Annotated in this window: 23 protein-coding genes, 1 tRNA gene and 1 pseudogene; 12 read left to right on the forward strand and 13 right to left on the reverse strand. The window is 71.3% G+C overall.

Annotated features, from left to right (window positions below; all coding sequences use genetic code 11):
* The 3 genes from cydC to ACVNF4_RS14675 all read left to right on the forward strand — a co-directional run.
* A partial coding sequence (cydC, locus tag ACVNF4_RS14665) for a thiol reductant ABC exporter subunit CydC (RefSeq protein WP_461803233.1) occupies positions 1-1,076 on the forward strand: 1,076 nt, incomplete at its 5' end.
* A 105-nt stretch (positions 1,077-1,181) separates the two neighbouring features.
* On the forward strand, positions 1,182-2,615 hold the full coding sequence (locus tag ACVNF4_RS14670; RefSeq protein ID WP_461803234.1) for a GAF domain-containing sensor histidine kinase: 1,434 nt from the start codon (positions 1,182-1,184) through the stop codon (positions 2,613-2,615).
* 136 nt (positions 2,616-2,751) lie between these two features.
* On the forward strand, positions 2,752-3,816 hold the full coding sequence (locus tag ACVNF4_RS14675; RefSeq protein WP_461803235.1) for a peptidoglycan DD-metalloendopeptidase family protein: 1,065 nt from the start codon (positions 2,752-2,754) through the stop codon (positions 3,814-3,816).
* 154 nt (positions 3,817-3,970) lie between these two features.
* On the opposite strand, the gene ACVNF4_RS14680 is transcribed toward ACVNF4_RS14675, so the two are convergent.
* Positions 3,971-4,840, reverse strand: coding sequence for a Cof-type HAD-IIB family hydrolase (locus ACVNF4_RS14680; RefSeq protein ID WP_461803236.1), 870 nt, complete (start codon positions 4,838-4,840; stop codon positions 3,971-3,973).
* Positions 4,841-5,021: 181 nt separating this feature from the next.
* On the opposite strand from ACVNF4_RS14680, the gene ACVNF4_RS14685 reads away from it, so the two are divergent.
* Both ACVNF4_RS14685 and ACVNF4_RS14690 read left to right on the forward strand, forming a co-directional pair.
* Complete coding sequence (locus tag ACVNF4_RS14685; RefSeq protein ID WP_461803237.1) at positions 5,022-5,210, forward strand: hypothetical protein; 189 nt, start codon at positions 5,022-5,024, stop codon at positions 5,208-5,210.
* 62 nt (positions 5,211-5,272) lie between these two features.
* On the forward strand, positions 5,273-6,166 hold the full coding sequence (locus ACVNF4_RS14690; RefSeq protein WP_461803238.1) for an LLM class flavin-dependent oxidoreductase: 894 nt from the start codon (positions 5,273-5,275) through the stop codon (positions 6,164-6,166).
* Positions 6,167-6,208: 42 nt separating this feature from the next.
* Here the strand turns inward: ACVNF4_RS14690 and ACVNF4_RS14695 are convergent, their stop codons facing one another.
* The 3 genes from ACVNF4_RS14695 to ACVNF4_RS14705 all read right to left on the reverse strand — a co-directional run bounded on the left by ACVNF4_RS14695 (position 6,209) and on the right by ACVNF4_RS14705 (position 9,533).
* Positions 6,209-6,760 carry an RNA 2'-phosphotransferase gene (locus ACVNF4_RS14695; protein WP_461803239.1) on the reverse strand — a complete coding sequence of 184 codons (552 nt, stop codon included), beginning with the start codon at positions 6,758-6,760 and terminating at the stop codon, positions 6,209-6,211.
* Between the two features lie 173 nt (positions 6,761-6,933).
* Positions 6,934-8,694 (reverse strand): SDR family oxidoreductase, encoded by a 1,761-nt coding sequence (locus ACVNF4_RS14700; protein ID WP_461803240.1) that lies wholly within the window; start codon positions 8,692-8,694, stop codon positions 6,934-6,936.
* Positions 8,691-9,533 carry a M24 family metallopeptidase gene (locus ACVNF4_RS14705; RefSeq protein WP_461803241.1) on the reverse strand — a complete coding sequence of 281 codons (843 nt, stop codon included), beginning with the start codon at positions 9,531-9,533 and terminating at the stop codon, positions 8,691-8,693. The genes ACVNF4_RS14700 and ACVNF4_RS14705 overlap by 4 nt, the downstream gene beginning before the upstream one ends.
* 228 nt (positions 9,534-9,761) lie before the next feature.
* On the opposite strand from ACVNF4_RS14705, the gene ACVNF4_RS14710 reads away from it, so the two are divergent.
* From ACVNF4_RS14710 to ACVNF4_RS14740, 7 genes are all read left to right on the forward strand, one after another.
* Positions 9,762-10,739, forward strand: a complete 978-nt coding sequence (locus ACVNF4_RS14710) for an ABC transporter ATP-binding protein (RefSeq protein WP_461803255.1) — start codon at positions 9,762-9,764, stop codon at positions 10,737-10,739.
* The gene (locus ACVNF4_RS14715; RefSeq protein ID WP_461803242.1) at positions 10,729-11,625 is read left to right on the forward strand and encodes an ABC transporter permease; all 897 of its coding nucleotides are present in this window, start codon (positions 10,729-10,731) and stop codon (positions 11,623-11,625) included. The genes ACVNF4_RS14710 and ACVNF4_RS14715 overlap by 11 nt, the downstream gene beginning before the upstream one ends.
* A complete protein-coding gene (locus tag ACVNF4_RS14720) occupies positions 11,622-12,533 on the forward strand; it encodes an ABC transporter ATP-binding protein (RefSeq protein ID WP_461803243.1) in 912 nt (303 codons plus the stop codon). The genes ACVNF4_RS14715 and ACVNF4_RS14720 overlap by 4 nt, the downstream gene beginning before the upstream one ends.
* A 9-nt stretch (positions 12,534-12,542) precedes the next feature.
* Positions 12,543-13,262: an ABC transporter permease gene (locus ACVNF4_RS14725; RefSeq protein WP_461803244.1), complete on the forward strand. Its 720-nt coding sequence runs from the start codon at positions 12,543-12,545 to the stop codon at positions 13,260-13,262.
* A gap of 40 nt (positions 13,263-13,302) precedes the next feature.
* Positions 13,303-13,584 carry an SGM_3592 family protein gene (locus tag ACVNF4_RS14730; RefSeq protein WP_461803245.1) on the forward strand — a complete coding sequence of 94 codons (282 nt, stop codon included), beginning with the start codon at positions 13,303-13,305 and terminating at the stop codon, positions 13,582-13,584.
* A 486-nt stretch (positions 13,585-14,070) separates the two neighbouring features.
* A tRNA-OTHER gene (locus tag ACVNF4_RS14735) sits at positions 14,071-14,174 on the forward strand.
* 64 nt (positions 14,175-14,238) lie between these two features.
* The gene (locus tag ACVNF4_RS14740; RefSeq protein ID WP_461803246.1) at positions 14,239-14,820 is read left to right on the forward strand and encodes a maleylpyruvate isomerase N-terminal domain-containing protein; all 582 of its coding nucleotides are present in this window, start codon (positions 14,239-14,241) and stop codon (positions 14,818-14,820) included.
* 166 nt (positions 14,821-14,986) lie between these two features.
* Here ACVNF4_RS14740 and ACVNF4_RS14745 read toward each other — a convergent pair whose 3' ends face one another.
* The 9 genes and pseudogenes from ACVNF4_RS14745 to ACVNF4_RS14785 all read right to left on the reverse strand — a co-directional run.
* Entirely contained in the window at positions 14,987-15,832 is an 846-nt protein-coding gene (locus ACVNF4_RS14745) for an HAD family hydrolase (RefSeq protein WP_461803247.1), read from the reverse strand.
* A 65-nt stretch (positions 15,833-15,897) separates the two neighbouring features.
* Positions 15,898-17,175, reverse strand: a complete 1,278-nt coding sequence (serS, locus tag ACVNF4_RS14750) for a serine--tRNA ligase (RefSeq protein WP_461803248.1) — start codon at positions 17,173-17,175, stop codon at positions 15,898-15,900.
* A 527-nt stretch (positions 17,176-17,702) separates the two neighbouring features.
* Positions 17,703-18,638, reverse strand: a complete 936-nt coding sequence (gene pheA, locus ACVNF4_RS14755) for a prephenate dehydratase (protein WP_461803249.1) — start codon at positions 18,636-18,638, stop codon at positions 17,703-17,705.
* A gap of 9 nt (positions 18,639-18,647) precedes the next feature.
* Positions 18,648-19,922, reverse strand: a complete 1,275-nt coding sequence (gene efeB / locus ACVNF4_RS14760; protein WP_461803250.1) for an iron uptake transporter deferrochelatase/peroxidase subunit — start codon at positions 19,920-19,922, stop codon at positions 18,648-18,650.
* 3 nt (positions 19,923-19,925) lie between these two features.
* Positions 19,926-21,803, reverse strand: coding sequence for a copper resistance CopC/CopD family protein (locus ACVNF4_RS14765; protein WP_461803251.1), 1,878 nt, complete (start codon positions 21,801-21,803; stop codon positions 19,926-19,928).
* A gap of 15 nt (positions 21,804-21,818) precedes the next feature.
* Positions 21,819-22,256: a copper chaperone PCu(A)C gene (locus ACVNF4_RS14770; protein ID WP_461803252.1), complete on the reverse strand. Its 438-nt coding sequence runs from the start codon at positions 22,254-22,256 to the stop codon at positions 21,819-21,821.
* Positions 22,253-22,921: an SCO family protein gene (locus tag ACVNF4_RS14775; protein ID WP_461803253.1), complete on the reverse strand. Its 669-nt coding sequence runs from the start codon at positions 22,919-22,921 to the stop codon at positions 22,253-22,255. The genes ACVNF4_RS14770 and ACVNF4_RS14775 overlap by 4 nt, the downstream gene beginning before the upstream one ends.
* 38 nt (positions 22,922-22,959) lie before the next feature.
* Positions 22,960-23,712 carry a YcnI family copper-binding membrane protein gene (locus ACVNF4_RS14780; RefSeq protein WP_461803254.1) on the reverse strand — a complete coding sequence of 251 codons (753 nt, stop codon included), beginning with the start codon at positions 23,710-23,712 and terminating at the stop codon, positions 22,960-22,962.
* 133 nt (positions 23,713-23,845) lie between these two features.
* A pseudogene (locus ACVNF4_RS14785) lies at positions 23,846-24,411 on the reverse strand (hypothetical protein); the annotation flags it as partial.

A 24,411-nucleotide genomic window follows, 5' to 3' on the forward strand; every position in this document is an offset into this window, starting at 1 on the left:
CTGACGGGGTGCTCACGCGGATCGCGTCGCGGGGGGCCGCGGCGACGGCGCTGGGGGACGGGCTGACGGCGCTGGTGTCGGGGCTGACGGTCACCGCGGCGGCGCTGGTGGGGGCTCAGGGGGTCGTCTCCGGACGGCTCGACGGGGTGTCGATGGCGGTCGTGGTCCTCACACCGCTGGCCGCCTTCGAGGCCGTTCTCGGTATGCCGCTCGCCGTGCGGTACCGGCAGCGGGTGCGGCGCAGCGCCGAGCGGGTGTACGAGGTGCTGGACTCCCCCGTGCCCGTCCGCGAGCCGGAGCAGCCCCGGCAGGCGCCGGTCACGCCGTTCCCGCTGGTCGTCAAGGGGCTCGTGGCGCGGTACGACGGGCAGGAGCGGGACGCGCTCGCCGGGGTCGATCTGACACTCGTCGAAGGGCGCCGGATCGCCGTCGTCGGGCCTTCCGGGGCCGGGAAGACGACCCTCGCGCAGGCTCTCCTGCGGTTCCTGGACGCGCGGGCCGGGACGTACACGCTGGGCGGGGTCGACGCGTACGCGCTCGACGGGGACGACGTGCGCGGCCTTGTCGGGCTGTGCGCGCAGGACGCGCACCTCTTCGACTCCAGCGTCCGAGAGAACCTGCTGCTCGCGCGGAAGGGCGCGGACGAGGCCGAGCTGCGCGACGCGCTGCGCCGGGCGCGGCTCCTGGAGTGGGCCGACGCTCTGCCGGACGGCCTCGACACGCTCGTCGGCGAGCACGGCGCGAAGCTGTCCGGCGGGCAGCGGCAGCGGCTCGCGCTGGCCCGCGTGCTCCTCGCGGACTTTCCCGTGCTGGTCCTCGACGAGCCCGCCGAGCACCTCGACCTGCCGACCGCCGACGCGCTCACGGCCGATCTGCTGGCCGCGACCGAGGGACGGACGACGCTGCTGATCACCCACCGGCTGGCCGGGCTCGACGCGGTGGACGAGGTGGTCGTGCTGGAGGAGGGGCGGATCGCGCAGCGGGGAGCGTACGCCGAGCTGGTCGCTGTCGAGGGGCCGTTGCGGCGGATGGCCGAGCAGGAGGCGGCGGCGGAGGGGCTGGTGGGGGCGGGCTGAGGGGGTGCCGGGCGGGCTGCTCCGTCCTCCGGCGTGCGGCCCGCCTTGAGTGACGAACGTGCGGCTCGCCTTGCGTGATAAATAGGGCGAATTACCCTCGCTCTCATGGCAGTCGACCCGGCCGAGAGCCGTCTCCTCGAAGCGCTGCGAGCCGTCGGCGGCGAGCTGGACCGCATCCCCGAGACCGCTGTGACCCTCCTCGGTGTGCGGGACGCGGCCGTCGAGGAGGGCGGTGACGGCACCGGCTGGCCGCTCGCCGTGCCGGTCCGGGCACACGGCGAGCTCTACGGCAGCCTCTGTCTCGCCGAGCGGCTCGACGGGCGGCCGTTCGACGACGCCGACCTCGGCCTCGCGCGCGCCCTGGCCGGCGAGGCGGGCATCGCGATCGGCAACGCGCGGCTGTACGAGGCGGCACGGCAGCGGGAGCGCTGGATCGACGGCTCCGTCGCCGTCACCACCGCACTGCTGGCCGACGACGACCCCGACGACGCGCTCCAGGTCGTCGCCGAACAGGCCCGCACCCTCGCCGAGGCCGCCGCCGGAGCCGTCCTGCTGCCCGCCGAGGAGGGCGGTCTGGAGATCGCAGCCGTCGCCGCCGACCGGCCCTCGGGGATGCTCGGCGAGGTGATCCCGCCGGACAGCGACCTCGTCACGGCACTCCTGGAGGGGCAGGAGGTCCTCGTCGAGGACGCGGCCACCGACCCCCGCACGGTCATCTCCCACGGTCCGGAGTTCGGCCCCGTCCTGCTCCTCCCGCTGCGCAGTGACGGCCGTTTCCTGGGCACGCTCTGCATGGCCCGCGCACAAGGCCGGCGGATGTTCACCGGGGCCGAGCGGGAACTCGCCCGCCGGTTCGCCGCGCAGGCCGCGCTGGCGCTGGTCGCGGCCGAGGCGCAGCGCGACCGGGAGCGGCTCGTGGTGTTCGAGGAGCGCGACCGGATCGCCCGTGACCTGCACGATCTCGTCGTCCAGCGGCTGTTCACGGCAGGGCTGACGCTGGAGGGCGCGCAGCGCGAGGCCGTCACGCCCGAGGTGCGGGAGGGCGTCGGGCGGGCCGTCGACGAACTTGACGTCACCATCCAGGAGATCCGCACCGCCATCTTCGCCCTCCGACAAGGCCCCGGTGACACCCCGTCCCACCTGCGCACACAGGTGCAGCGCGAGGTTGCCATGGCCGCTGTGCCGCTCGGTTTCGCGCCCGGCTGCCGGTTCACCGGCGACGTCGACGCCCTCGTCGGCGAGGAGACCGGCAAGAACCTCGTCGCCGCCCTGCGTGAGGCCCTCTCCAACGCCTTCCGGCACGCTCACGCGACCCGGATCGACGTCACGGTCGACGCCACCGTGACGGTCGCCGGGGGCCGTGGTGGCGTACGGCTGACCGTCGCGGACGACGGTGTCGGCATCGCCGACGGCGGTCGCCGCAGCGGGCTGCTGAACCTCGCGCGGCGGGCGGAGTCGCTCGGCGGGGACAGCCGGTACGGGCCGGGGATCGGGGCGGGCGGCGGGGGGACGACGGTGGTGTGGGAGGCGCCGCACTGAACGCCGAGGGGGTGCGCGTTCGCGTCAACCGGACGTGACGAGGTGTCACCCGGCGTTGGGCCATCCGGACGCGCTGTCCCCCGGTCGTATGACGTGAACAGGCACACCCCTGGTCCCCTGGGCCACGATCGCTGACATGCGCTCACCTCGCCGCCGCCCCCTGCTCGTTCCGGCCCTGCTGTGCGCGGCGGTGGTCCTCGCGGCCCGCCCCACTCTCGCCGCCGGACACTCCGGCGACGGCGAGACCGGGTTCGGCGACGGGCTCGGGGCGCAGGTCGCGAAGTTGTACGAGGAGGCCGCCGCCGCGTCCCAGGAGTACGACGCCGGACGCCGTGAGGCTCAGACACAGCGGGCCAGGGCCCAGCGGTACGAGGAGCTGCGCGCGCAGGAGCTGCGTGAGCTCGGCCGGCTGCGCGAGGACCTCGGGCGGATCGCGCGGGCTCAGTACCGGGACGGGGGCGGGCTGCCGATGGCCGTCCGGATCGTGCTGGACGGCGACCCCGACCGGTTGATGCGCGGTCAGCACGTCCTCGCGCAGGCGAACCTGGCCGTCGGGAGCGCGCTCGGCAAGCGGCGGGCCGTGGAGGAGCGGCTCGCTGCGGACGGGGCGCGGGCGGTGTCGGCATGGCAGGTACTGGAGCGGCGCACCGCCGAACTCGCCGGGCTCAAGCGGGACATCGAGCGCAAGCTGGAGGAGGCGCGGTGGCGGCTCCAGGGGGAGGCGGCGGCGTCCGTCGCGGCGGGGGCCTGCCCCGGGGCGGTCCGGCTGCCGCAGCCTCAGTCGTACTCCACGCGCGCGTGGGTGGCCCCGGTCGAGGAGTACCGGCTCTCCGCTTCCTTCGGCAGCGGGGGTGCGCGCTGGGCCCACCGCCACACCGGCCAGGACTTCGCCGTGCCGATCGGGACGCCCGTCCGTGCGGTCGGTGCCGGGCGGGTCGTCCGGGTGAGCTGCGGTGACGGGTTCGGTGTCCAGGTCGTCGTCAGTCATCCCGGCGGGTACTTCACCCAGTACGCGCACCTGGCGTCCGTCGCCGTCGATCCGGGTGAGCGGGTCGCTGCCGGGCAGTGGATCGGGCAGACCGGGACCACCGGGAACTCCACGGGGCCTCATCTGCACTTCGAGGTGCGGGTGACGCCGGAGATGGGGTCGGCGGTGAATCCGGTGCCTTGGCTGGGGGATCGGGGGGTGCGGTTGGGGTGAGGAGGAGTGAGGCTGGGGTGGGGACCGCTTGCCATGGCGGACGCCTCTTACGGTTTCACGTGAAACATTCGCACCGTTTCACGTGAAACATCCGACTCTGTTTCACGTGAAACATCCGCATCCGGAGCCTTGCTTCCAAGCCGAGCCTCAGCGGCTACGCCCGCTCCGCCACCAGCTTCTCGATCACGACCGCCACGCCGTCCTCGTTGTTCGCGGCCGTCCGGCCCGACGCCGCCGCGATCACGTCCGGGTGGGCGTTGCCCATCGCGTAGGAGCGGCCCGCCCAGGTGAGCATCTCGACGTCGTTCGGCATGTCCCCGAAGGCGACGACCTCCTCGGGAGCGATGCCGCGTTCCGCGCAGCACAGGGCGAGGGTGCTGGCCTTGGAGACGCCGGGGCCCGCGATCTCCAGGAGGGCGCTGGGGCTGGAGCGGGTGACCGAGGCGCGCTCACCGATGGCCTCGCGGGCCAGGGTGAGGAACTCGTCCGGGTCCAGGGTGGGGTGGAAGGCGAGGATCTTCAGGACCGGTTCCCGGGCGCCGGGGCCGTCCGGGGCGAGCAGGTCCTCCGCGGGGGCGAGGGAGTCCGGTATCTCCATGTGCATCTTGGGGTAGTCGGGCTCCTGGTGGAACCCGTACGTCTGCTCCACCGCGTACATCGTGCCCGGCGCGACCTCGCGCAGCAGGCGTACGGCGTCCAGGGCGTTCTCCCTGGCCAGCTTCCGGACCTTCACGAAGCTGTGGGCTTCCGGACCGCCGTGCAGGTCGACCACCGCCGCGCCGTTTCCGCAGATCGCCAGGCCGTGGCCGTGGACGTGGGCGCTCACCGCGTCCATCCACCTCGCCGGGCGGCCGGTCACGAAGAACACCTCGATCCCCGCGTCCTCGGCCGCCGCCAGCGCGGCGACCGTCCGGGGGGACACCCTTCCGTCGTCCCCCAGCAACGTTCCGTCGAGGTCGGTGGCGATCAGGCGCGGGGGGTGGGCGGCGGAGGGGGTCTGGGGCTGTCGGGTTGCTGAGGTCACGGGGGCATTCTCGCGTATGGGGGGTGCTGGGGTGGGTGGCGAGCGCGGGTATGAGATGCAGGCGGCTCAGGAGAGCTGCCGAAAATCCAAGGCCGCTGCGGGCCACGCCTCTGGCCTCCGCTGGCCTCCGCGTCCTTGGGCCGGCTCGATCGGAGAGGCCGAGACGGGGGTGGACGGGAGCATGTACGCGATCCGGGGAGCGGCTCCCGGCGGTCGGCTGATCGAGGGCGGTGCCGTGCTCGGCCTCGACCTCGACGGGCGCTGGTTCGTCGGCGGCTGGGAGCGTGGGCAGGTTTTCGTGGAGCACCGCTTCGGCACCGAGGACGAGGCCTGCCGGTACCTGTACCGGGTGCCGGCCGACCGCCGGTGACGAGCAGGCGCCGGTCCGCTCTCCAGCCGTGCATGTCCTGAACTCGGCGTAGGGTCGATGGCATGCGACTGAGTACGGTGATCCTTCCCATCCACCGCTGGAGCGAGGGCCAGAAGATCTGGCGGCGGGCCGAGGATCTCGGCTTCCACGCCGCGTACACCTACGACCACCTGTCCTGGCGGAGCTTCCGTGAGAAGCCGTGGTTCGGCGCGGTGCCGACGCTGACGGCGGCTGCCACGGCGACCGAGCGGCTGCGGCTCGGGACGCTGGTGACCTCCCCCAACTTCCGGCACCCGGTGACGCTCGCCAAAGAGCTGATCACGCTCGACGACATCTCCGGCGGCCGGATCACCCTCGGTATCGGCGCCGGCGGCAACGGCTTCGACGCCACCGCCCTGGGGCAGGAGGCGTGGACTCCCCGTGAACGGGCCGCCCACTTCGCCGACTTCGTGTCCCTCCTCGACCGCCTGCTCACCGAGGAGCGTGTCTCGGCCAGGGGCCCCTTCTACGCGGCGGAGGAGGCGCGGAACATCCCCGGCTGTGTCCAGCGTCCCCGGCTGCCCTTCGCCGTCGCGGCGACCGGGCCGTCCGGCATGGGGCTGGCCGCCCGGCACGGTCAGGCATGGGTGACGACCGGCGACCCGAAGCTTTTCGAGACGGGAACCCCGGAGCAGTCGGTCGAAGCACTCCGCGGCCAGCTCGACAAGCTCGGCAAGGCCTGCGCGGACATCGGCCGTGACCCCTCAGGCCTGGACAAGATCCTCCTGACCGGCTTCACCCCGGACCGCGCCCGTCCCCTCAGCTCCCTGAACGCCTTCGTCGACTTCGCCGGCCGCCACGCCGAGCTCGGCTTCACCGAGCTCGTGATCCACTGGCCCGTCCCGGACTCGGACTTCGCCACCGATCCGGCCGTCTTCGAGACCATCGCGACGGAAGGGCTCGCGCAGCTCGGCTGAGGGGGTGCGGCGGCAGGGTGTCCCCGTGATCCCGGCGCCCGGTCAGTGCCCCTCCCCGAACCGGATGTACTCCACCGGCACCCCCTCCGTCAGCCACACCCCGTTCGCGCTGACCTGGAACACGTGTCCGTCGCGGTGCATCGCCCCGGAGTCCACCGTCAGGACGACGGGACGGCCCCGGCGGGCGCCCACGCGGGTGGCGGTCTCGCGGTCGGGGGAGAGGTGGACGGCGTGGCGGTTCATGGGGCGGAGGCCCTCGGTGCGGATGGAGGGGAGGGCGCGGGGGTTGGTGCCGTGGTAGAGGTGCGGGGGTGGGATGGAGGCGGGGAGGGCCAGGTCGACGGTGATGGTGTGGCCCTGGCTGGCGCGGATGCGGGTGCCGTCGACGGCGAAGCGCTTTTTGTCGTTGGTGGCGACCACGTGGTCCAGTTCCGCGCGGGTGATGGGGAAGCCGTGGGCGGCGGTGGCCGCGAGGAGGGCGGAGATCTCCGTCCAGCCTGCCTCGTCGAGGCGTAGGCCTATGCGCTCCGGCTGGTGGCGGAGGTGTTTGGAGAGGTACTTGGAGACCTTCACGGTGCGATGGTCGGTGGTCATCCCCTCAGTGTGCGAAGAGAGATGTGGATCACGCACCCAATTTTCGTCCCCAGGTTTGATCCACAACCAACCGTAGTTATCCACAGGGGAATTGGGGATTCTGTGGATAACTGGCGGGTGAAATGCGGCATTTGGGCAACTGGGGCCCTGTGAGCCGCACTTCATCAACTCCTCTACCCGCGCGGCTCGTACCGCGCCAGCGCCCTCAACACCCTTGGCGACAGCCGCGACAGCAGCCGCGACCCCTTCGCCTCCGGCGTCACCGGGACGACGGCGTCGTTGCGGATCACCGCGCGGACGATCGCGTCGGCGACCTTCTCCGGCGGGTAGTTGCGCCGCCCGTACATCCGCGAGGAACGCTCCCGGCGCCGCTCCTGCTCCCGAGCGTCGACGCCGACGAACGTCGCGGTCGAGGTGATGCCCGTGTTGACCAGCCCGGGACAGATCGCGCTCACACCGATCCCCTTGCCCGCCAACTCCGCGCGCAGGGACTCGCTCAGCATGAGGACGGCCGCTTTGGAGGTGCCGTACGCGGGCAGCGCGCGCGACGGCTGGTACGCGGCGGCCGACGCGATGTTCACGATGTGACCGCCCTGGCCGCGCTCGACCATGGCCCGCCCGAAAAGCCGGCAACCATGAATGACGCCCCACAGGTTGACGTCCAGAACGCGCCGCCAGTCCTCGGTGGTCGTGTCGAAGAACGACCCCGAGATCCCGATGCCGGCGTTGTTGACCAGCACATCGACGACCCCGTACAACTCACCGACCCGGTCGGCGAGTTCCTCCATCGCCTTCTCGTCGGAGACGTCCACGGTCTCCGCCCACGCCTCCCGCGCGCCCACGAGACGCGCCAACTCGGCCGTCCGCGTGGCGCTTTCGGCGTCCCGGTCGACGGCGATCACCCGCGCGCCCGCCTCCGCGAAGGCGAACGCGGTGGCCCGCCCGATGCCGCTGCCCGCGCCTGTGACCAGCACGAGCTGCCCGGCGAACCGCTCCGCGTGCGCCCCGTTCGCAGTGCCGGCCCGCGCCCGCCCGGCCTCGACGGAGGTGACGAACTCGGTGATCCAGGAGGCCACTTGGTCGGGCCGGGTGCGCGGGATCCAGTGCTTCGCCGGGAGCGTGCGCCGGGTCAGACGAGGCGCCCACGTCTCCAACTCGTCGTACAGCCGCGGCGAGAGGAACGCGTCGTCGAGCGGCGTGATGAGCTGCACGGGCGCGTGCGCGTACGCGTCGGCGCGCGGACGGCTCAGCCGGGCACGGACGTTGTCCCGGTACAACCACGCGCCGTGCGCCGCGTCCGAGGGCAGCGACGGGGTCGGGTACCCGGGGTCGCTGAGCTTCTCCGTGCGGCGCAGCATCGCCGGCCAGCGCTTGCCGAGCGGTCCCCGCCAGGCCAGTTCGGGCAGCGCCGGGGCGTGCAGCGCGTACACGTACCACGACTTGGCGCCCTGGCCGAGGAGTTGGCCGACCTGGCGTGGAGTCGGCCTGTGCAGGCGGCGGTTGATCCAGTGGCCGACGTGGTCGAGGGACGGCCCCGACATCGATGTGAAGGAGGCGATACGGCCCTCCGTGCGGGCGACCGTCACGAACTCCCAGGACTGCACGGACCCCCAGTCGTGCCCCACGAGGTGCACCGGCCGCCCCGGACTCACCGCGTCGATCACGGCGAGGAAGTCGTCCGTCAGCTTCTCCAGCGTGAACCCGCCCCGCAGCGGCTTGGGCGCGCTCGAACTCCCGTGCCCGCGCACGTCGTACAGCACCACGTGGAACCGCTCCGCGAGGCGTGTCGCGACCGGCGACCACACCTCCTTCGTGTCCGGGTAGCCGTGCACGAGGACGACGACGGGGTTGCCCCGCTCGCCGAGTTCCGCCACGCACAGCTCGATCCCGCCGGTACTGATCCGGCGTTCGCGCGCCCCGTCGAGCATCGTCACTTCCCCTCCGCCCAGCGCCGCACGTGCGGCAGGTCGTCGTCCAGCCAGAACGCGCTCTCCGCCGCGTCCTTGGAGTCCGTCACGACAAGGATCTCCTCGAACTTCGCGCCGGTGCCACGGAATCCGAGATGCGGTTCGACCGCCCACAGGCCCGGCTGCGGCGGGTGGTCGGAGAAACGGTACGGCGACCAGAGCGGGGACCAGCCGTCGCGGTGCCCGCGCAGGGCGTCCGAGGCGAGCCCCTTCAGGGACTGGGCGCCGAAGCCGAACAGGTGCGGGGAGAAACGGCGCTGCGTCACGCGGTCGACCTTGTGCGCGATCACTCCGAAGGGGTACGCGCGGTGGCGGTTCGCGTAGCCCTGGCGGGCCATGAGGCGGTCCACGTCCTGGTAGATCTCCCGCAGCGACCTGCGCTCGCGGACCTCCGCCAGGATCAGGTCCCGGTGCGCCTCCAGGTCGGCCATCAGGCGTTCCTGGACGGGGTTGGCGCCGAGCGACCCCGAGAAGCCGACGTCGGCGGTGTAACCCTCGTACACCGGGGCGAGGTCCAGGATGTACGGCATCCCGGGCTCCAGGCGGCGGTTCGTGGGGAAGAACTGGAGGGGGACGCGGAAGTTCGCGAACGCGGTGCGGTCGCCGAACCAGGCGAACGGGAGGTGGAACCAGTCCCGCACGCCGCGCTCGCGCATCCAGTGGCGCTGCATGCGGGCGGCCTCGCGTTCGGTCACGCCCGGTGTCAGCCGGGACGCCACGTCCTGCGCGCACTCGTAGGCGAGCCGCTGGACCTGGCGGAATCCCCGCAGCTCGGCGGGGGAACCGAGGGTCACTGCCGTTGTCATGCCCACCTCACCGTGCGGTTGCGATACGCGTCCGTAACTTGACCACGCCGAATCTGGCACTTGTTAGAGAAACCGTCAATAGGGGGTGACGCACGGGATCCGGCCGCACCCGTACCTCTCAGGTAGGGCATCCCTTAGGCGTCCCCTACATCTGAAGGTGGGCATGAAGACGGCTCTACGGGGTGACGACCGGATGTGGTCGGAGTCACTACCTTCGGACCTGTGACTGTGATCGCGACCGAAAGCCTGAGCAAGCGGTTCCCGAGGGTGACCGCTCTCGACCGGCTGTCCGTGGACATCGGACCCGGTGTGACCGGACTCGTCGGAGCCAACGGCGCCGGCAAGTCCACCCTGATCAAGATCCTCCTGGGTCTGTCCCCCGCGAGCGAGGGCCGCGCCGAAGTGCTCGGCCTCGACGTCGCGACCAAAGGCGCGGAGATCCGCGAACGCGTCGGCTACATGCCGGAACACGACTGCCTCCCGCCGGACGTCTCGGCGACCGAGTTCGTGGTCCACATGGCCCGCATGTCCGGCCTGCCGCCCACCGCCGCCCGCGAACGCACCGCCGACACCCTGCGGCACGTCGGGCTGTACGAGGAGCGCTACCGCCCCATCGGCGGCTACTCCACGGGCATGAAACAGCGCGTCAAGCTCGCCCAGGCCCTCGTCCACGACCCCCGCCTGGTCTTCCTCGACGAGCCGACCAACGGCCTCGACCCCGTCGGGCGCGACGAGATGCTCGGCCTGATCCGCCGCATCCACACCGACTTCGGCATCTCCGTCCTGGTCACCTCCCACCTCCTCGGCGAACTGGAACGCACCTGCGACCACGTCGTCGTGGTCGACGGCGGCAAACTCCTGCGCTCCAGCTCCACCACCGACTTCACCCAGACCACGACGACACTGGCGGTCGAGGTCACCGACACCGAGACCCACCCGGACGGCACGAAGGCCCTGCGCGAGGCCCTCCTCGCCCACGGCGCGGACGTCCAGGACGGCGGCGCCGGCCTCCCCGGCGCCGGCCACCTCCTCCTGCTGACGGCACAGAGCGAGGAGACCTACGACCTCGTCCGCGACACCGTCGCCGGCCTCGGCCTCGGCCTGGTCCGCATGGAACAGCGCAGACACCACATCTCCGAGGTCTTCACCACCGCCGACGAACAGGGCGACCAGCAGCGCAAGGAGGCCGTCGGCCATGGCGGTTGACCAGACAGCGGGCGAGACCTCCCGCATCCACGACATCGGCTACCGGGGCTACGACGGCCCCCGCCTCGGCCGCGCCTACGCCCGCCGCTCGCTGTACGCCCAGTCCCTGCGCGGCGCCTACGGCCTCGGCCGCTCGGCGAAGTCCAAGGTCCTGCCGATGCTCCTGTTCGTCGTGATGCTCGTACCGGCCGCCATCATGGTCGCCGTCGCGGTCGCCACGAAGGCCAAGGAACTCCCCCTGGACTACACGCGCTACGCGATCGTCATGCAGGCCGTCATCAGCCTGTACGTCGCCTCCCAGGCGCCCCAGTCGGTCTCCCGGGACCTGCGCTTCAAGACGGTCCCGCTGTACTTCTCGCGCCCCATCGAGACCGTCGACTACGTCCTCGCGAAGTTCGCCGCGCTCGCCTCCGCGCTCTTCGCGCTCACCGCGGCCCCACTGCTCGTCCTCTACGTGGGCGCGCTGCTCGCCAAACTCGACTTCGCCGACCAGACCAAGGGCTTCGCCCAGGGAATCGTCTCCGTGACCCTGCTCTCCCTGCTCCTCGCCGGCCTCGGCCTGGTCATCGCCGCCGTCACCCCCCGGCGCGGCTTCGGCATCGCCGCCGTCATCGCCGTCCTCACCATCTCCTACGGCGCCGTCTCCACCCTCCAGGCCATCGCCAACGCCCAGCACAGCGACAGCTCCATCCCCTGGATCGGCCTGTTCTCGCCGATCACGCTGATCGACGGCGTCCAGTCCGCGTTCCTCGGCGCCGAATCCGCCTTCCCCGGAGCGGTGGGCCCCTCCAACGCCGAAGGCGCGGTCTACGTCCTCGTCACCCTCGGACTCATCGCCGCCTGCTACGGCCTGCTGATCCGCCGCTACCGGAAGGTGGGCCTGTGACCACGCTCTCCCTCGACCACGTCTCCCGCTGGTTCGGCAACGTGGTCGCCGTCAACGACATCACCATGACGATCGGCCCCGGCGTCACCGGCCTCCTCGGCCCCAACGGCGCGGGCAAGTCCACCCTCATCAACATGATGGGCGGCTTCCTCGCCCCCTCCACCGGCACCGTCACCCTCGACGGCGCCCCCGTCTGGCGCAACGAGGAGATCTACCAGCACATCGGCATCGTCCCCGAACGCGAGGCGATGTACGACTTCCTCACCGGCCGCGAGTTCGTCGTCGCCAACGCCGAACTGCACGGCCTCGGCGTCAAGGCCGCCCAGCGGGCGCTGGCCACCGTCGAGATGGAGTACGCGCAGGACCGCAAGATCCAGACGTACTCCAAGGGCATGCGCCAGCGCGTGAAGATGGCCAGCGCCCTGGTCCACGACCCGTCGCTGCTCCTGCTCGACGAACCCTTCAACGGCATGGACCCCCGCCAGCGCATGCAGCTCATGGACCTGCTGCGCCGCATGGGCGACGAGGGCCGCACGGTCCTGTTCTCCTCGCACATCCTGGAGGAGGTCGAGCAACTCGCCCGGCACATCGAGGTCATCGTCGCGGGCCGGCACGCCGCGAGCGGCGACTTCCGCCGCATCCGCCGCCTCATGACCGACCGGCCGCACCGCTACGTGGTCCGCTCCAGCGACGACCGCGCACTCGCCGCGGCGCTGATCGCCGACCCGTCGACCGCCGGCATCGAGGTCGACAAGAAGGAGGGCGCGCTGCTCGTCCAGGCCGTCGACTTCGGCCGCTTCACCGCCCTGCTGCCGCGGGTGGCCCGGGACCACGGCATCCGGCTCCTCGCCGTCTCGCCGTCCGACGAGTCCCTCGAATCCGTGTTCTCTTACCTGGTCGCGGCGTAGGAGGCCAAGATGTACGACCCCACTGTCGCCCGGCTCACCTACCGGGCCCTGCTCGGCCGTCGCCGGGCCCTCATCCTCGGCGCGCTGCCGATGCTGCTCATCGCCATCGCCGTGATCGTCCGGTTCCTCGCCGGGGCGGACGATCAGACCGCGGTCGACCTGCTGGGCGGGCTCGGGCTCGCCACGATGGTGCCGATCATCGGTGTCATCGCCGGGACCGGCGCGATCGGGCCCGAGATCGACGACGGGTCCGTGGTGTACCTGCTGTCCAAGCCGATCAAGCGGCCGACGATCATCTTCACGAAACTGATCGTCGCTATCGCCGTGACCATGGTGTTCTCGGCGCTGCCGATGTTCGTCGCCGGGTTCATCCTCAACGGCAACGGCCAGCAGATCGCCGTCGCGTACACCGTCGCCGCGCTCGTCGCGTCCATCGCCTACGCCGCCGTCTTCCTGCTCCTCGGTACCGTCTCGCGGCACGCCGTGGTGTTCGGGCTCGTCTACGCGCTCGTCTGGGAGGCGCTGTTCGGGTCCCTCGTGTCCGGGGCGAAGACGCTGAGCATCCAGCAGTGGTCGCTCGCCGTGGCCCATGAGGTGACCGGCGGGGACCTCGTCGTCTCCGACGTCGGGCTCACCACGGCCACCGTCCTGCTGGTCGTCGTCACCGGGCTCGCGACCTGGTACGCGGGGCAGAAGCTGCGGTCGCTGACGCTCGCCGGGGAGGAGTGAGCCAGGGGGAGTGAGAGCGTCTGTGCGGTGCCGGTCGGCCTTGACGGAGGTTTCACCTCCGTCAAGGCACACTGGCGCAAAGGGGACGGGCAGGGACGAGGGGCAGGAGGGAACGGGGATGGCTGAGGAGAGCTGGGACGACGTCGTGCTCGACGAGGACTTCATACGGTCCGCCGAGTCCGCCGAACCGTCCGCCCGCGCGCGGATGCTCTCCGCCCGCTGGAGCCGTGAGGCACCACAGCCCCAGCCGTGGAGGTCGGACGAGCCTCCGGCGGGGTGGTTCTTCAGCAAGGCCCGGCGGAAGCGGTGGCGGAGGAAGTAGGGGCCGCTTTTCTTTGGGGCGGCGAGGGTTGCAGGGCGGGCTCGCTCGCGGGGCCGGAGGGTTGGGGGCGGGCTCGCTCGCGGGGCCGGAGGGCTTGGGCCGGTTCGCTCGCGGAGGCGAGGGAGTGGCGGGTGGGCTCGCTCGCAGGGCCGGCGGGTTGGAGGCCGGTTCGCTCGCGGGGTCGGGGGAGTAGCGGGCGGGAGGGAACGGGGAGTCGGTGGGCGGCTCGTCCGCGTTTTATTCGGTGGCGGTCAACTCACCTGAGCAGGCACAGTAGTTGTGTCCACCCCGCCGGGATCGTCCCGGCGTCACGTGCAGGGAGAGGAGCGGGGCGATGCCCATGCACGGCAGTACGTTCCGCTTCCGTCAGGGCAGTCCGTCGCGGGCTCCGGAGTAGTCGCTCACTCCGTCCGAGTCCGCTCACGAGAACTGCCCGGGGCGGCCGCTTCGAGCACGCGATGTCACTCTCGCGTGGGCCGCCCACCCGGAGGATTGGCCGAGGGGTAAGGCACCGGCTTGCACTGTGTTCGATCAGAAGCAGCCGTGGTCGGGGGTGAAACCCCGCGCACGTTCGATCCGTGCATCCTCCGCTGGAAGTGGGGCCGGTCGCTATGACCGACGTGAGCAGAGTTCTGGACCGCGAGGAGCCTCCACATGGACCACCAGGACGTCGACGCCGCTCTGACAGAGATGCTGGCGGTCCTCGGTCCCCGTACCGCTGAGGACTGGACGGTCCCCGCAGGCCCCGTCGACTGGACCTGCCGACAGACCGCCGAGCACATCGGCCACGACCTCCTGGCCTACGCGGGACAGCTCGCGGCGCAGCCCGTCGACGCGTATCTCCCCATGGACCTGCACGTCCGCCCCACCGCCACGCCCGCCGAAGTGCTCCAGGCCGTCACCGCCTGCGGTCGCCTGCTCGGCAGCGCGCTGGCCACGGCCGGACCGGAGGTGAGGGCCTGGCACTGGGGCCCGTGCGATCCCGAGGGGTTCGCCGCGATGGGCGTCGCCGAAATCCTGCTGCACACCCACGACATCACGCGGGGACTGTCCGTGGACTGGCTGCCACCAGCTCCGCTGAGCGCAGGTGTCCTGAACCGCCTCTTCCCCACCGCCCCGCCCGGCGATCCCGCCCAGGTACTCCTCTGGTGCACCGGCCGCGGTGAACTGGATGGGCTCCCGCGCCAGACGTCATGGACGTGGCAGGCGGCCCTCAGAACCAGCGACGCCCACTGACTCGGGTGGTTTCGGTGAATGGGCGGCTGCGGGTCCGCTGTGGCCGTTCGCGCAGTTCCCCGCGCCCCTAAGTGGCGGCTACGCCGCCATACCCGTGCCCCCCCGCAAGCGCGGGTGAGTGAAACGCCCTCACCTCAGCCGCCCCAACCCGCACCCCCAACCCCCCTCAGCCCAACAACCGCTCCAACACCACCGCGATCCCATCCTCCTCATTGGACGCCGTCACCTCGTCCGCCACAGCCTTCAGCTCCGCGTGGGCGTTGGCCATGGCCACCCCCCGCGCGGACCACGCGAACATCGGCAGGTCGTTCGGCATGTCGCCGAAGGCGATCGTGTCGGTGGACTTGAGGCGGAGCCGGCGTGCGGCGAGGGAGAGGCCGGTGGCCTTGGAGAGGCCGAGGGGGAGGAGTTCCACTATCCCCTCGCCGGCCATGGCGATGGTGACGAACCCTCCGGCGGACCTACGCGCGGCCTCCGCCAGCTCGTCGTCGGTCAGCGTCGGATGCTGGATGTAGATCTTGTTCAGCGGCGCGGCCCACAGCTCGGCGACCTCCGTGAGCGGCGTCGCCGGCAGGTTGCCGATGCTGGTGTATCCCGGCCCGACCAGCACCTCCCCGTCCAGCCCGTCCCGGCTGGCGGCGAGATACAGGGGCCCGACCTCCGCCTCGATCTTCGCGAGGGCGACCCCGGCGAGCTGCCGGTCCAGCGTCACGGACGTCAGCAGCCGGTGCGCGCCGGCGTCGTACACCTGCGCGCCCTGTCCGCACACGGCGAGGCCGGTGTAGCCGAGGTCGTCGAGGATGTGCCGGGTCCAGGGGACCGCGCGGCCGGTGACGACGATGTGGGTGGCCCCCGCCGAGGTCGCCGCGGTGAGGGCGGCGAGGGTACGCGGGCTGACCGACTCGTCGGACCGCAACAGCGTGCCGTCGAGGTCGGTGGCGATCAGCTTGTAGGGAAAACTCCCCGCGCCGCTCTCCGGGGCCTCGCCCACCACATGTTCACTTGCACCCACGCTACGGCCAGCTCCACTCAAGTCGCCCACACTCACCCGGAACCCCCCTGGTTCGAGGACACCCCTCAGACCCCGGTCGGCTCCAGCACCTCACGCCCGCCCAGGAACGGCCGAAGCACCGCGGGTACCCGCACGGACCCGTCCGCCTGCTGATGGTTCTCCAGGATCGCGACGATCGTCCGAGGCACCGCGCACAGCGTGCCGTTGAGCGTGGCCAGCGGCCGGACCGTCTTGCCCTCGCGGTAGCGGATGGACAGCCGGCGCGACTGGAACTCCGTGCAGTCGGACGTCGACGTCAGCTCCCGGTACTTCCCCTGCGTCGGGATCCACGCCTCGCAGTCGAACTTGCGGGCGGCGGACGAGCCGAGGTCACCGCTCGCGACGTCGATGACGCGGAACGGCAGCTCCAGCGACGTCAGCCACTGCTTCTCCCAGTCCAGCAGCCGCTGGTGCTCCGCCTCCGAGTCCTCGGGGGCGACGTAGGAGAACATCTCGACCTTGTCGAACTGGTGGACGCGGAAGATGCCCTTCGTGTCCTTGCCGTGCGACCCGGCCTCGCGGCGGAAGCAGGGCGAGAACCCGGCGTACCGCAGCGGCAGCCGCTCCGCGTCGAGGATCTCGTCCATGTGGTACGCGGCGAGCGCGACCTCGGACGTGCCGACGAGGTAGAGGTCGTCCTTGTCGAGGTGGTAGACGTCCTGCGCGGCCTGCCCGAGGAACCCGGTGCCGGCCATCGACTGCGGACGCACCAGCGCGGGCGTCAGCATCGGCGTGAACCCGGCGGCCGTGGCCTGCGCGATCGCCGCGTTGACCAGTGCCAGCTCAAGCAGCGCGCCGACCCCGGTCAGGAAGTAGAAGCGCGAGCCGGAGACCTTGGCCCCCCGCTCGACGTCGATCGCGCCGAGGAGCTGGCCCAGCTCCAGGTGGTCCTTGGGCTCGAAGCCCTCGGCGGAGAAGTCACGGATCTCGCCGTGCGTCTCCAGCGTGACGAAGTCCTCCTCACCGCCGACGGGGACGGCGGGGTGGACGAGGTTGCCGAGCCGCAGCAGCAGCTCCTGCGTCTCGGTGTCGGCCGCGTCGCGCTCGGCGTCGGCGGCCTTCACGTCGGCCTTGAGCTGCTCGGCCTTCTTGAGCAGCTCCGCCTTCTCGTCCGCGGCGGCCTTGGGGATCAGCTTGCCGAGCTGCTTCTGCTCGGCACGGAGTTCGTCGAAGCGGACGCCGGACGACCTGCGCCGCTCGTCGGCGGACAGGAGGGAGTCGACGAGCGCGACGTCCTCTCCACGGGCGCGCTGCGACGCGCGCACACGGTCGGGGTCCTCACGGAGCAGGCGAAGGTCAATCACAGGCCCAAGGCTACCGGTGTGGGCGGACACCCTACGACCGACTATTGCCGAACCCCGAACGTGCCCCGAATAAACCGTTATGAGGGAATTGCCGCACGCGTCAAAGGAATGCGTCCCACTCCCTGAGACGGGGCACGTGAATGGCTCGATGTTGACCTGACTGCCTTGTGGAAAACGGGACTTGGGGATCGGTTGTCCACAGTGATCCACACCCCGGGAAAAGTTATCCACAGGGTGTGAGGAAGATCTGTGGATATCGAAAATGATCTTTCTCTCACGTCGGCTCGCCCCGCGAGATTCTGTCCTAAACACACCTCGCATCCACTTTCGAGTGGAAACGCGTCGCTCCAAAGGATGGCGCGACGGAAACAGGTGGACGAAGAGTGACTGACTCGCTGGTGGACGGGCCGGAGGTCTGTGAGGCGATTTGTCGACTGAACACCCTCGCGCAGTCGACTTATCCCCAGGTCGAGAAGCCCACCTGTGGATAACTTCTGTGGATAACCGCGATATGCCAGTACGACTGGCTAGAAGCGCCCGTCCTGGCACCGCGCGACCCACTCCGACGCCGCCACGAACTCCGCGTCCGACGTCCCCGGGAACGGCATCGCGACCTCCCCCGCGTCGACCACGTCGGCCCTCGGGTACGACCCCAGGAACCGCACCTCGCGGCAGATCCGCTTGAGCCCCATCAGCGCCTCGGCCACCCGCCGGTCGTTGATGTGCCCCTCGGCGTCGACGCAGAAGCAGTAGTTGCCGATCCCCGCACCGGTCGGCCGGGACTGGAGCACCATCAGGTTGATGCCCCGCGTCGCGAACTCGCCCAGCAGATCGCGCAGCCCGCCGGGGTGGTCGTCGCGCTGCCACAGCACGACGGACGTCTTGTCGGCACCGGTCGGCGCGGCGGGCCGGGCCGGACGGCCCACGAGGACGAACCGGGTCTGCGCGTTCTCCGCGTCGTGGATGCCGGTCTCCAGGGCCTCCAGGCCGTACCGGGCGGCGGCGAACTCACCGGCGAAGGCGGCGTCGTAGCGGCCCTCCTGGACCAGGCGCGCGGCGTCCGCGTTCGAGGCGGCCGACTCCCAGACCGCGTCCGGCAGATGCTTCTTCATCCAGTTCCGCACCTGCGGCTGGGCCGCCGGGTGTGCGGAGACCGTCTTGATCTCGGAGAGCTTCGTACCGGGCCTGACCAGCAGCGCGAAGGTGATCGACAGCAGCACCTCGCGGTAGATCATCAGCGGGGTGCCCGCGACCAGCGCGTCGAGGGTCGGGGTGATCCCGCCCTCGACGGAGTTCTCGATCGGCACGAACGCCGCCTCGGCCTCCCCGGACCGCACCGCGTCCAGCGCGGACTGCACCGACACGTACGGGATCAGTTGCCGGGTCGCCGTCTCCGGCAACGTCCGCAGGGCGACCTCCGTGAAGGTGCCTTCAGGACCGAGATACGCATAGCTGGCAGGCATGCCCTCACCCTAATGGCCCTCCAGCAGGGCTTGCCCGACGTATCCACCCTTCTCCGCCCCACCCGGCACCGCGAACAGCCCGCTCGACTCGTGCCGGATGTACTTCGACAGCGCGTCCCCGCGATCCAGCTTCCGCTGCACCGTCACGAAGCCCCGCAACGGATCCGCCTGCCAGCAGATGAAGAGCAGACCGGCGTCAGGTGTCCCGTCCGCGTCGATCCCGTCGTGGAACGAGAACGGCCGCCGCAGTATCGCGGCCCCCCCGTTCTGATCCGGCCGGGAGATCCGCGCGTGCGCGTTGAGCGGCACCACCAGATCCCCCTTCGCGTCCGTCTTCTCCAGGTCCATCGCGGTCGTCTCCGACCCCCCGGACAGCGCGGCCCCGTCCGCCTTCCGCCGCCCGACGACCTGCTCCTGGGCCGCGACCGTCAGCTTCTCCCAGTCGTCGAGGAGCATCCGGATCCGCCGGACGACGGCGTAGGAGCCGTTCGCCATCCACGCGGGGTTCTCCGAACCGGAGGCGGGGACGAAGATCCGCCGGTCGAAGTCGGACTCGGACGGCTTCGGATTGCGCGTCCCGTCCATCTGGCCCATGAGATTCCGGGCCGTCATGGGGTGGGAGGTGGCACCCGGCGAGCGGTTGAAGCCGTTCATCTGCCAGCGGACCTTCGCCGCGCTCCCCGCGTCCTTCTGGATCGCGCGCAGGGCGTGGAAGGCGACGAGAGCGTCGTCCGCACCGATCTGCACCCACAGGTCCCCGTCGCTGCGGGTCTTGTCCAGCCGGTCGGAGGAGAAGCTCGGCAGCGGGTCCAGGGCGACCGGGCGCTGTTTCTCCAGACCGGTCTTCGCGAAGAAGCTGTGCCCGAACCCGAAGGTGATCGTCAGGGACGAAGGACCCGCGTCGAGCGCGATTCCCGTGTCCCCCTCCCCCGAGGTCTCCCCGGCCATCAGCCGCTCGGCCGTCCGCGACCAGCGGCGCAGCAGCGCGGCGGCCTCCTTGCGGCCCGCCCCGGCGGCCAGGTCGAACGCGAGGACATGGCCCTTCGCCTGGAGCCCCTGGAGGATGCCGGGCTGATGTTTCACGTGAAACACGACCTCGCCGGAGCCCACGGAGCTGAGCGGGGTCGCCTCGCTCGGCGCGGCGGCATAGCCGACACCGGCCCCCGCCCCCGCCCCGAGCACCAGCCCGGTGGCTCCGGCGGTGCCGAGCAGGGCGCGGCGCGAGAGGCCGCCCTGCTGCGAAGCGGGCGTTTCCTGGGTCGTACGGGGCTCCGAAAGGGTCACGGTTCAGCCGATCTGCGCGTTCTTGGAGATGGTCGTCTGGTCGATGTCGGAGGTCCGGACGGTGACGGCGACCTTCCATTCGCCGGCCACCGGGATCTGTACTCCGTTCTTCGCCCAGTGACCGGTGGTGATGTGGTCGGGGGTGACGGGCAGGGGCCCGATCTTCTGGGATTCGAGGGTGAAGGAGACCTTCAGCTCGGGGACGTCGAAGGGCTGGCCGTTCGCGTCGGTCACATAGACGTGCATCTCGTTGGGCCCGGTCCCTGCGGGGTCCATGTCCACGGTGACGACGCCCTTCCCCTTGGCGCCGCCGGTGTCGAAGCTCATGTCCAGCGTCAGCGCCCCACCGGTGCCGTCCGAGGGGAGCGTGGACGACGACACGGAGCCCGCGGCCTTGGCGTCCAGCTCGGTCCGACCCGGCTCGGTCGACGTCAGGATCGTCGTCACGGCCAGCAGCACGACGGCGACGCCGGCCTCCGCCAGCACGGACCGCCGCAGCCCGAACCGGTTCGCGTCCCCGTCCCGCAGCTTCTTCTGCCGGGCGGAGTCGACGGCGGCCTGCTGCCGGGCGAGCTGGGCGGCGCGCTTGCGGTCGTCACCGGAGGCGCTCACCGTGGTGACGGCCTCAGTGGCGACAACCTCGGTGTCCCCGGCCTCGGCCAGCCGCCCCGTCCACCGCCGCGACACCGAAGCGACCCCCACCAGCACCACCACCAGCCCGATCTTCACCAGCAGCAGTTGCCCGTACGTCGTCTCCGTGAACGCCGACCACGAGCCCAGTTGCCGCCAGGACTGGTAGATCCCGGTGGCGACCAGCGCGAGGACGCTGCCGAAGGCGATCTGCGAGAAACGGCGGACGGCGGACGCCTCCACGGGCCGGTCCGCGGGCGCCCGGTACAGGGCGACCAGCAGGGTCGTCAGCCCGCCCAGCCACAGCGCGACGGCCAGCAGGTGCACGATGTCGACGGGCATCGCGATACCCGCCTGAACCCCGGTGGACGCGTGCTCGGCCAGCGCCCAGCTCGCCGCGAGCCCGGCGGCGACGACCGTCCCGCCGACGGCGAGCCCGAACGTCAGGTCCCGCTTCTCCTCGTCCTCCCGCTTGTCGTAGGCCCCGAACAGCACCGCGATGAACAGCGCGGCGGCGGCCAGGAGCAGCAGCCGGGAGACCAGCGCGGCCCCCGACTTGGTCTGGAGGACGTCCCCGAGGAGCGCGAGGTCGAAGATGTCCCCGACCTTCCCGGACCCGGTGTACGACCCGCGCACGAGCAGCAGGAACAGCGTCGAGGCGGTGAGCGTCAGCCACCCCCCGACGACGAGCCGCTGTACGGCCCGCACCGAACTCCCCCGCGACCAGCAGGCCAGCACGAACGCGGCCCCGCCGACGAGGACGATGAACCCGGCGTACGACAGATACCGCCCGGTGTCGTAGAGCGCCCCCACGACCCCGCCGCCCGCTTCCCGCACGGACGACGAGACGCTCGTCTGGGACGGCGCCCCGATGGAGAACGTGAACGCCCCGGCGACGGGATGACTGTCCTCGGAGACGATCTGGTACGTCACCGTGTACGTCCCGTCGGGCAGCCCGCCGCGCAGCGGGACGGCGTAGCTCGCGCCGTCCGTGTTGTTCGGCTTGCCCGCGTCGACGCGGTTGCCCTTGGGGTCGAGGACGCGTACGGAGTCCGCGCTGGTGGCGATCTTCTCGGAGAACGTGAGCGTCACCTGGGTGGGTGCCTGCGCGACCACCGACCCCTGCGTGGGATCGCTGCCGGTGAGCGCGGCGTGGGCGGACGCGGGCGCGGCACCGGCGAGGAGCGCTCCCGTGACAGCCAGGAACAGCAGCACCCAGGTGCGCACGCGCGAGGTGGTGGCCGACGGCATGTGTGTTTCCCTCCCTCAGTTCCCGGTCTTCGGGATGTACGTGGCCGACTCCACCGGAATCTCGACCTTCATGGCCTTCGACTCGGCGAAGTGCAGGGTCACGGTCACTTTCTCGCCCTGCTTCGGCCGTCGCTCCAGCTTCTCGAACATCAGATGGTTACCGCCGCTCTTGAACACGAGTTGACCGTGCGCGGGCACCGGCAGGGACGTGACGCCGGACATCGTCCCGCCGCTGGTCTCGTGCATGGTGACCGGCCCGAAGGAACTGGTCACGGACGTCAGCTCGTCCTTCGTCCCGCCCTTGTTGCTGATGGTCAGGAACCCGGCGGCCATGTCGGAGACGGGCTGCGGGAGGTAGGCGGCGCCGACGGACAGGGACGGCCCGCTCCCGGAGGACGACGAGCACCCGGCGAGCAGCAGCACCGCCCCGGCTCCTACGGCCGCGAACCTCACGGCTTCGCCCCCTGCACGAGCTTCGGCAGGTCCTTGATGTAGTCGTCGACGGTCGCCTTCTCCGTGTAGAGGACGTACCCCGCGTCGGTCTTCGGCGAGAACGCGACCACCTGCGTGCCGTGCGTGGAGACCATCTTGCCGTTCTTGTCCTTGTGCGGCGGCTCGATGACGATGCCGACCGTGCGGGCGGCGGCCTGGATCGTCGCGAAGTCACCGGTCAGCCCGACGACCTGCGGGTCGATCCCCTTGAGCCAGGAGGTCAGCGCCGCCGGGGTGTCCCGCGCGGGGTCGGTCGTCACGAACACGATCCGCAGCGCGTCCTGCTCCGCCTTGGACAGCTTCGACTTGGCGACCGCGATGTTGCTCATGGTCAGCGGGCAGACGTCGGGGCAGTGCGTGTACCCGAAGTACAGCAGCACCGGCCTCCCCTTGGTCTCGGCCCGCAGGTCGTACTTCTTGCCCTGCGTGTCGGTGAGCACCAGGTTCGGCTTGGTGAAGGGCTGGTCCAGCACGATCGCCGCCTTCGTGTTGCCCCCGTCCTCGGTGACCGAGGCGACCGACGAGCCGCCGTCACTGTCCCCGCCGCCGCACGCGGAGAGGGTGAACAGGGCGGCGGCGAGCAGGGCGGCCGTGGCGTACGCCGTCCTGTGAGTGGAGATGCGCATAGAGAAATGTCCCAGATGTTCGTGAGGGGGGGCGTGGATCAGGCGTCGGGCGCGGTGCTACGACGCCGCCCCGCGAGGACGCCGTACGCGACCCCGGCGACCCCGACGACGATGCCGACGACGCCCAGGACCCGGGCGGTGGTGTCGGTGCTGTCGGCGGCGGACGACGACGCCGTGGTCGTCGTCTTGGCAGCGGCGGCGGTGTCGGTGGCGCCGCTGTCGTGGTGGCCGTCACCCTTCGCGGCGGACAGGGCGAGCTTGGGGGCCGGGTACTCGGGCTCCTCGGCGCCGTCCGCCTGCACCTCGATCCAGCGGACGACCTCCTTGTTGGAGTACGTCTGGAGCGCCTTGAAGACGATCGAGTCGGTGTCCTCGGGCAGCGCGCCGACCGAGAGGGGGAACTGCTGGATGAAGCCGGGCTGGATGCCCTTGTCGGGGGCGGTCGCGGTCCAGGTGACCTTCGTGACGGCCTCGGTGATCTGCTTGCCGTGCACGCTCAGCGGCTTGGCGAGCTTCCCCTTGGTGACGACGACCGACCAGCCCTCGACCGGCTGCGGCATCACCGACGCGAGCGGGTGGTCGGCCGGGAAGGTGACCTCCATCTTCACCGTCGAGGCGTCGTCGCGCTCGTTCGGGACACGGAAGTCGATGACCGCGTAACCGCCCTTGGCGGCGGTGCCCTCCGGCACCACGGAGACGTGCGCGAAGGCCGGCGAGGACAGCGCGAGGACGGCCGTCCCGGCGAGGGCGGAGGCGGCGAGGAGACGGCGGGGCGTGCGAACGGACTTCATGGTGTGGGCACTCCACGGTGAGTGAGGTCGGGTGAGGGGCACGCCGTTGCGGTCCGATGGTCGTACCGCAGACCCATGACAAGGCATGGGGGCGTGCCGCACGACGGCGACCGAAAAGAGACGGCCCGTCGTGTCAGGCGGCGAGAGCGAACGCCCCCGCGGGCGGCCCCCGCCTGACGACCGTGTGCTGAAGTTCCCTGTGCCGCAGCCGAGGCGGCGTGAGCCGGTCCGCGTGAGGGGCGCGCGGACCCTTCCCCGGCACCCCGGGCAACCCCGCGAGCAGCGCGCGCACCAGTGTGAGCGCCCCGCGCAGGGAGCGGACGAGCGCCCCCTCCGCGACCCCGCGCACGGACAGCCCGATCAGCCGCAGCAGCGCACTGTCCCCACGCCGCAGCAGCCACCCGGCGGCGACGGCCGCGAGGACGTGCCCGAGCAGCATCGGCAGCGACGGCAGCAGGTCGAGCGAACCGGCCTCGACGGACGGCGCCGGACGCGCGCCGGCGTCGTACACGCGGGCCTCGGTGAGGATCCGGTAGGCGTGCGCCGGGCTGAGCGCGGCGGCGGTGGTGCCGCACAGCAGGCGGGCGGCCTGGTCGACGCCGACCTCGTCGAGGCGCAGCACCTTCGCGACGGCCGCGCAGACGATCCGCTCGTTCTCGGTCGCGGGCGGGACGATCGTGCCGGTGCGGATTTCGGGTT

This window comes from Streptomyces sp. S6 (assembly GCF_054880855.1).

Bases quoted from the DNA above. Each gene is read 5' to 3' on its own strand.
- ACVNF4_RS14670 (WP_461803234.1), top strand. From the start codon at position 1,182: ATGGCAGTCGACCCGGCCGAGAGCCGTCTCCTCGAAGCGCTGCGAGCC.
- ACVNF4_RS14775 (WP_461803253.1), bottom strand. From the start codon at position 22,921: ATGCGCATCTCCACTCACAGGACGGCGTACGCCACGGCCGCCCTGCTC.
- ACVNF4_RS14715 (WP_461803242.1), top strand. From the start codon at position 10,729: ATGGCGGTTGACCAGACAGCGGGCGAGACCTCCCGCATCCACGACATC.
- ACVNF4_RS14765 (WP_461803251.1), bottom strand. From the start codon at position 21,803: ATGCCGTCGGCCACCACCTCGCGCGTGCGCACCTGGGTGCTGCTGTTC.
- ACVNF4_RS14690 (WP_461803238.1), top strand. From the start codon at position 5,273: ATGCGACTGAGTACGGTGATCCTTCCCATCCACCGCTGGAGCGAGGGC.
- ACVNF4_RS14780 (WP_461803254.1), bottom strand. From the start codon at position 23,712: ATGAAGTCCGTTCGCACGCCCCGCCGTCTCCTCGCCGCCTCCGCCCTC.
- ACVNF4_RS14685 (WP_461803237.1), top strand. From the start codon at position 5,022: ATGTACGCGATCCGGGGAGCGGCTCCCGGCGGTCGGCTGATCGAGGGC.
- pheA (WP_461803249.1), bottom strand. From the start codon at position 18,638: ATGCCTGCCAGCTATGCGTATCTCGGTCCTGAAGGCACCTTCACGGAG.
- ACVNF4_RS14675 (WP_461803235.1), top strand. From the start codon at position 2,752: ATGCGCTCACCTCGCCGCCGCCCCCTGCTCGTTCCGGCCCTGCTGTGC.
- ACVNF4_RS14695 (WP_461803239.1), bottom strand. From the start codon at position 6,760: ATGACCACCGACCATCGCACCGTGAAGGTCTCCAAGTACCTCTCCAAA.
- ACVNF4_RS14725 (WP_461803244.1), top strand. From the start codon at position 12,543: ATGTACGACCCCACTGTCGCCCGGCTCACCTACCGGGCCCTGCTCGGC.
- ACVNF4_RS14705 (WP_461803241.1), bottom strand. From the start codon at position 9,533: ATGACAACGGCAGTGACCCTCGGTTCCCCCGCCGAGCTGCGGGGATTC.
- ACVNF4_RS14740 (WP_461803246.1), top strand. From the start codon at position 14,239: ATGGACCACCAGGACGTCGACGCCGCTCTGACAGAGATGCTGGCGGTC.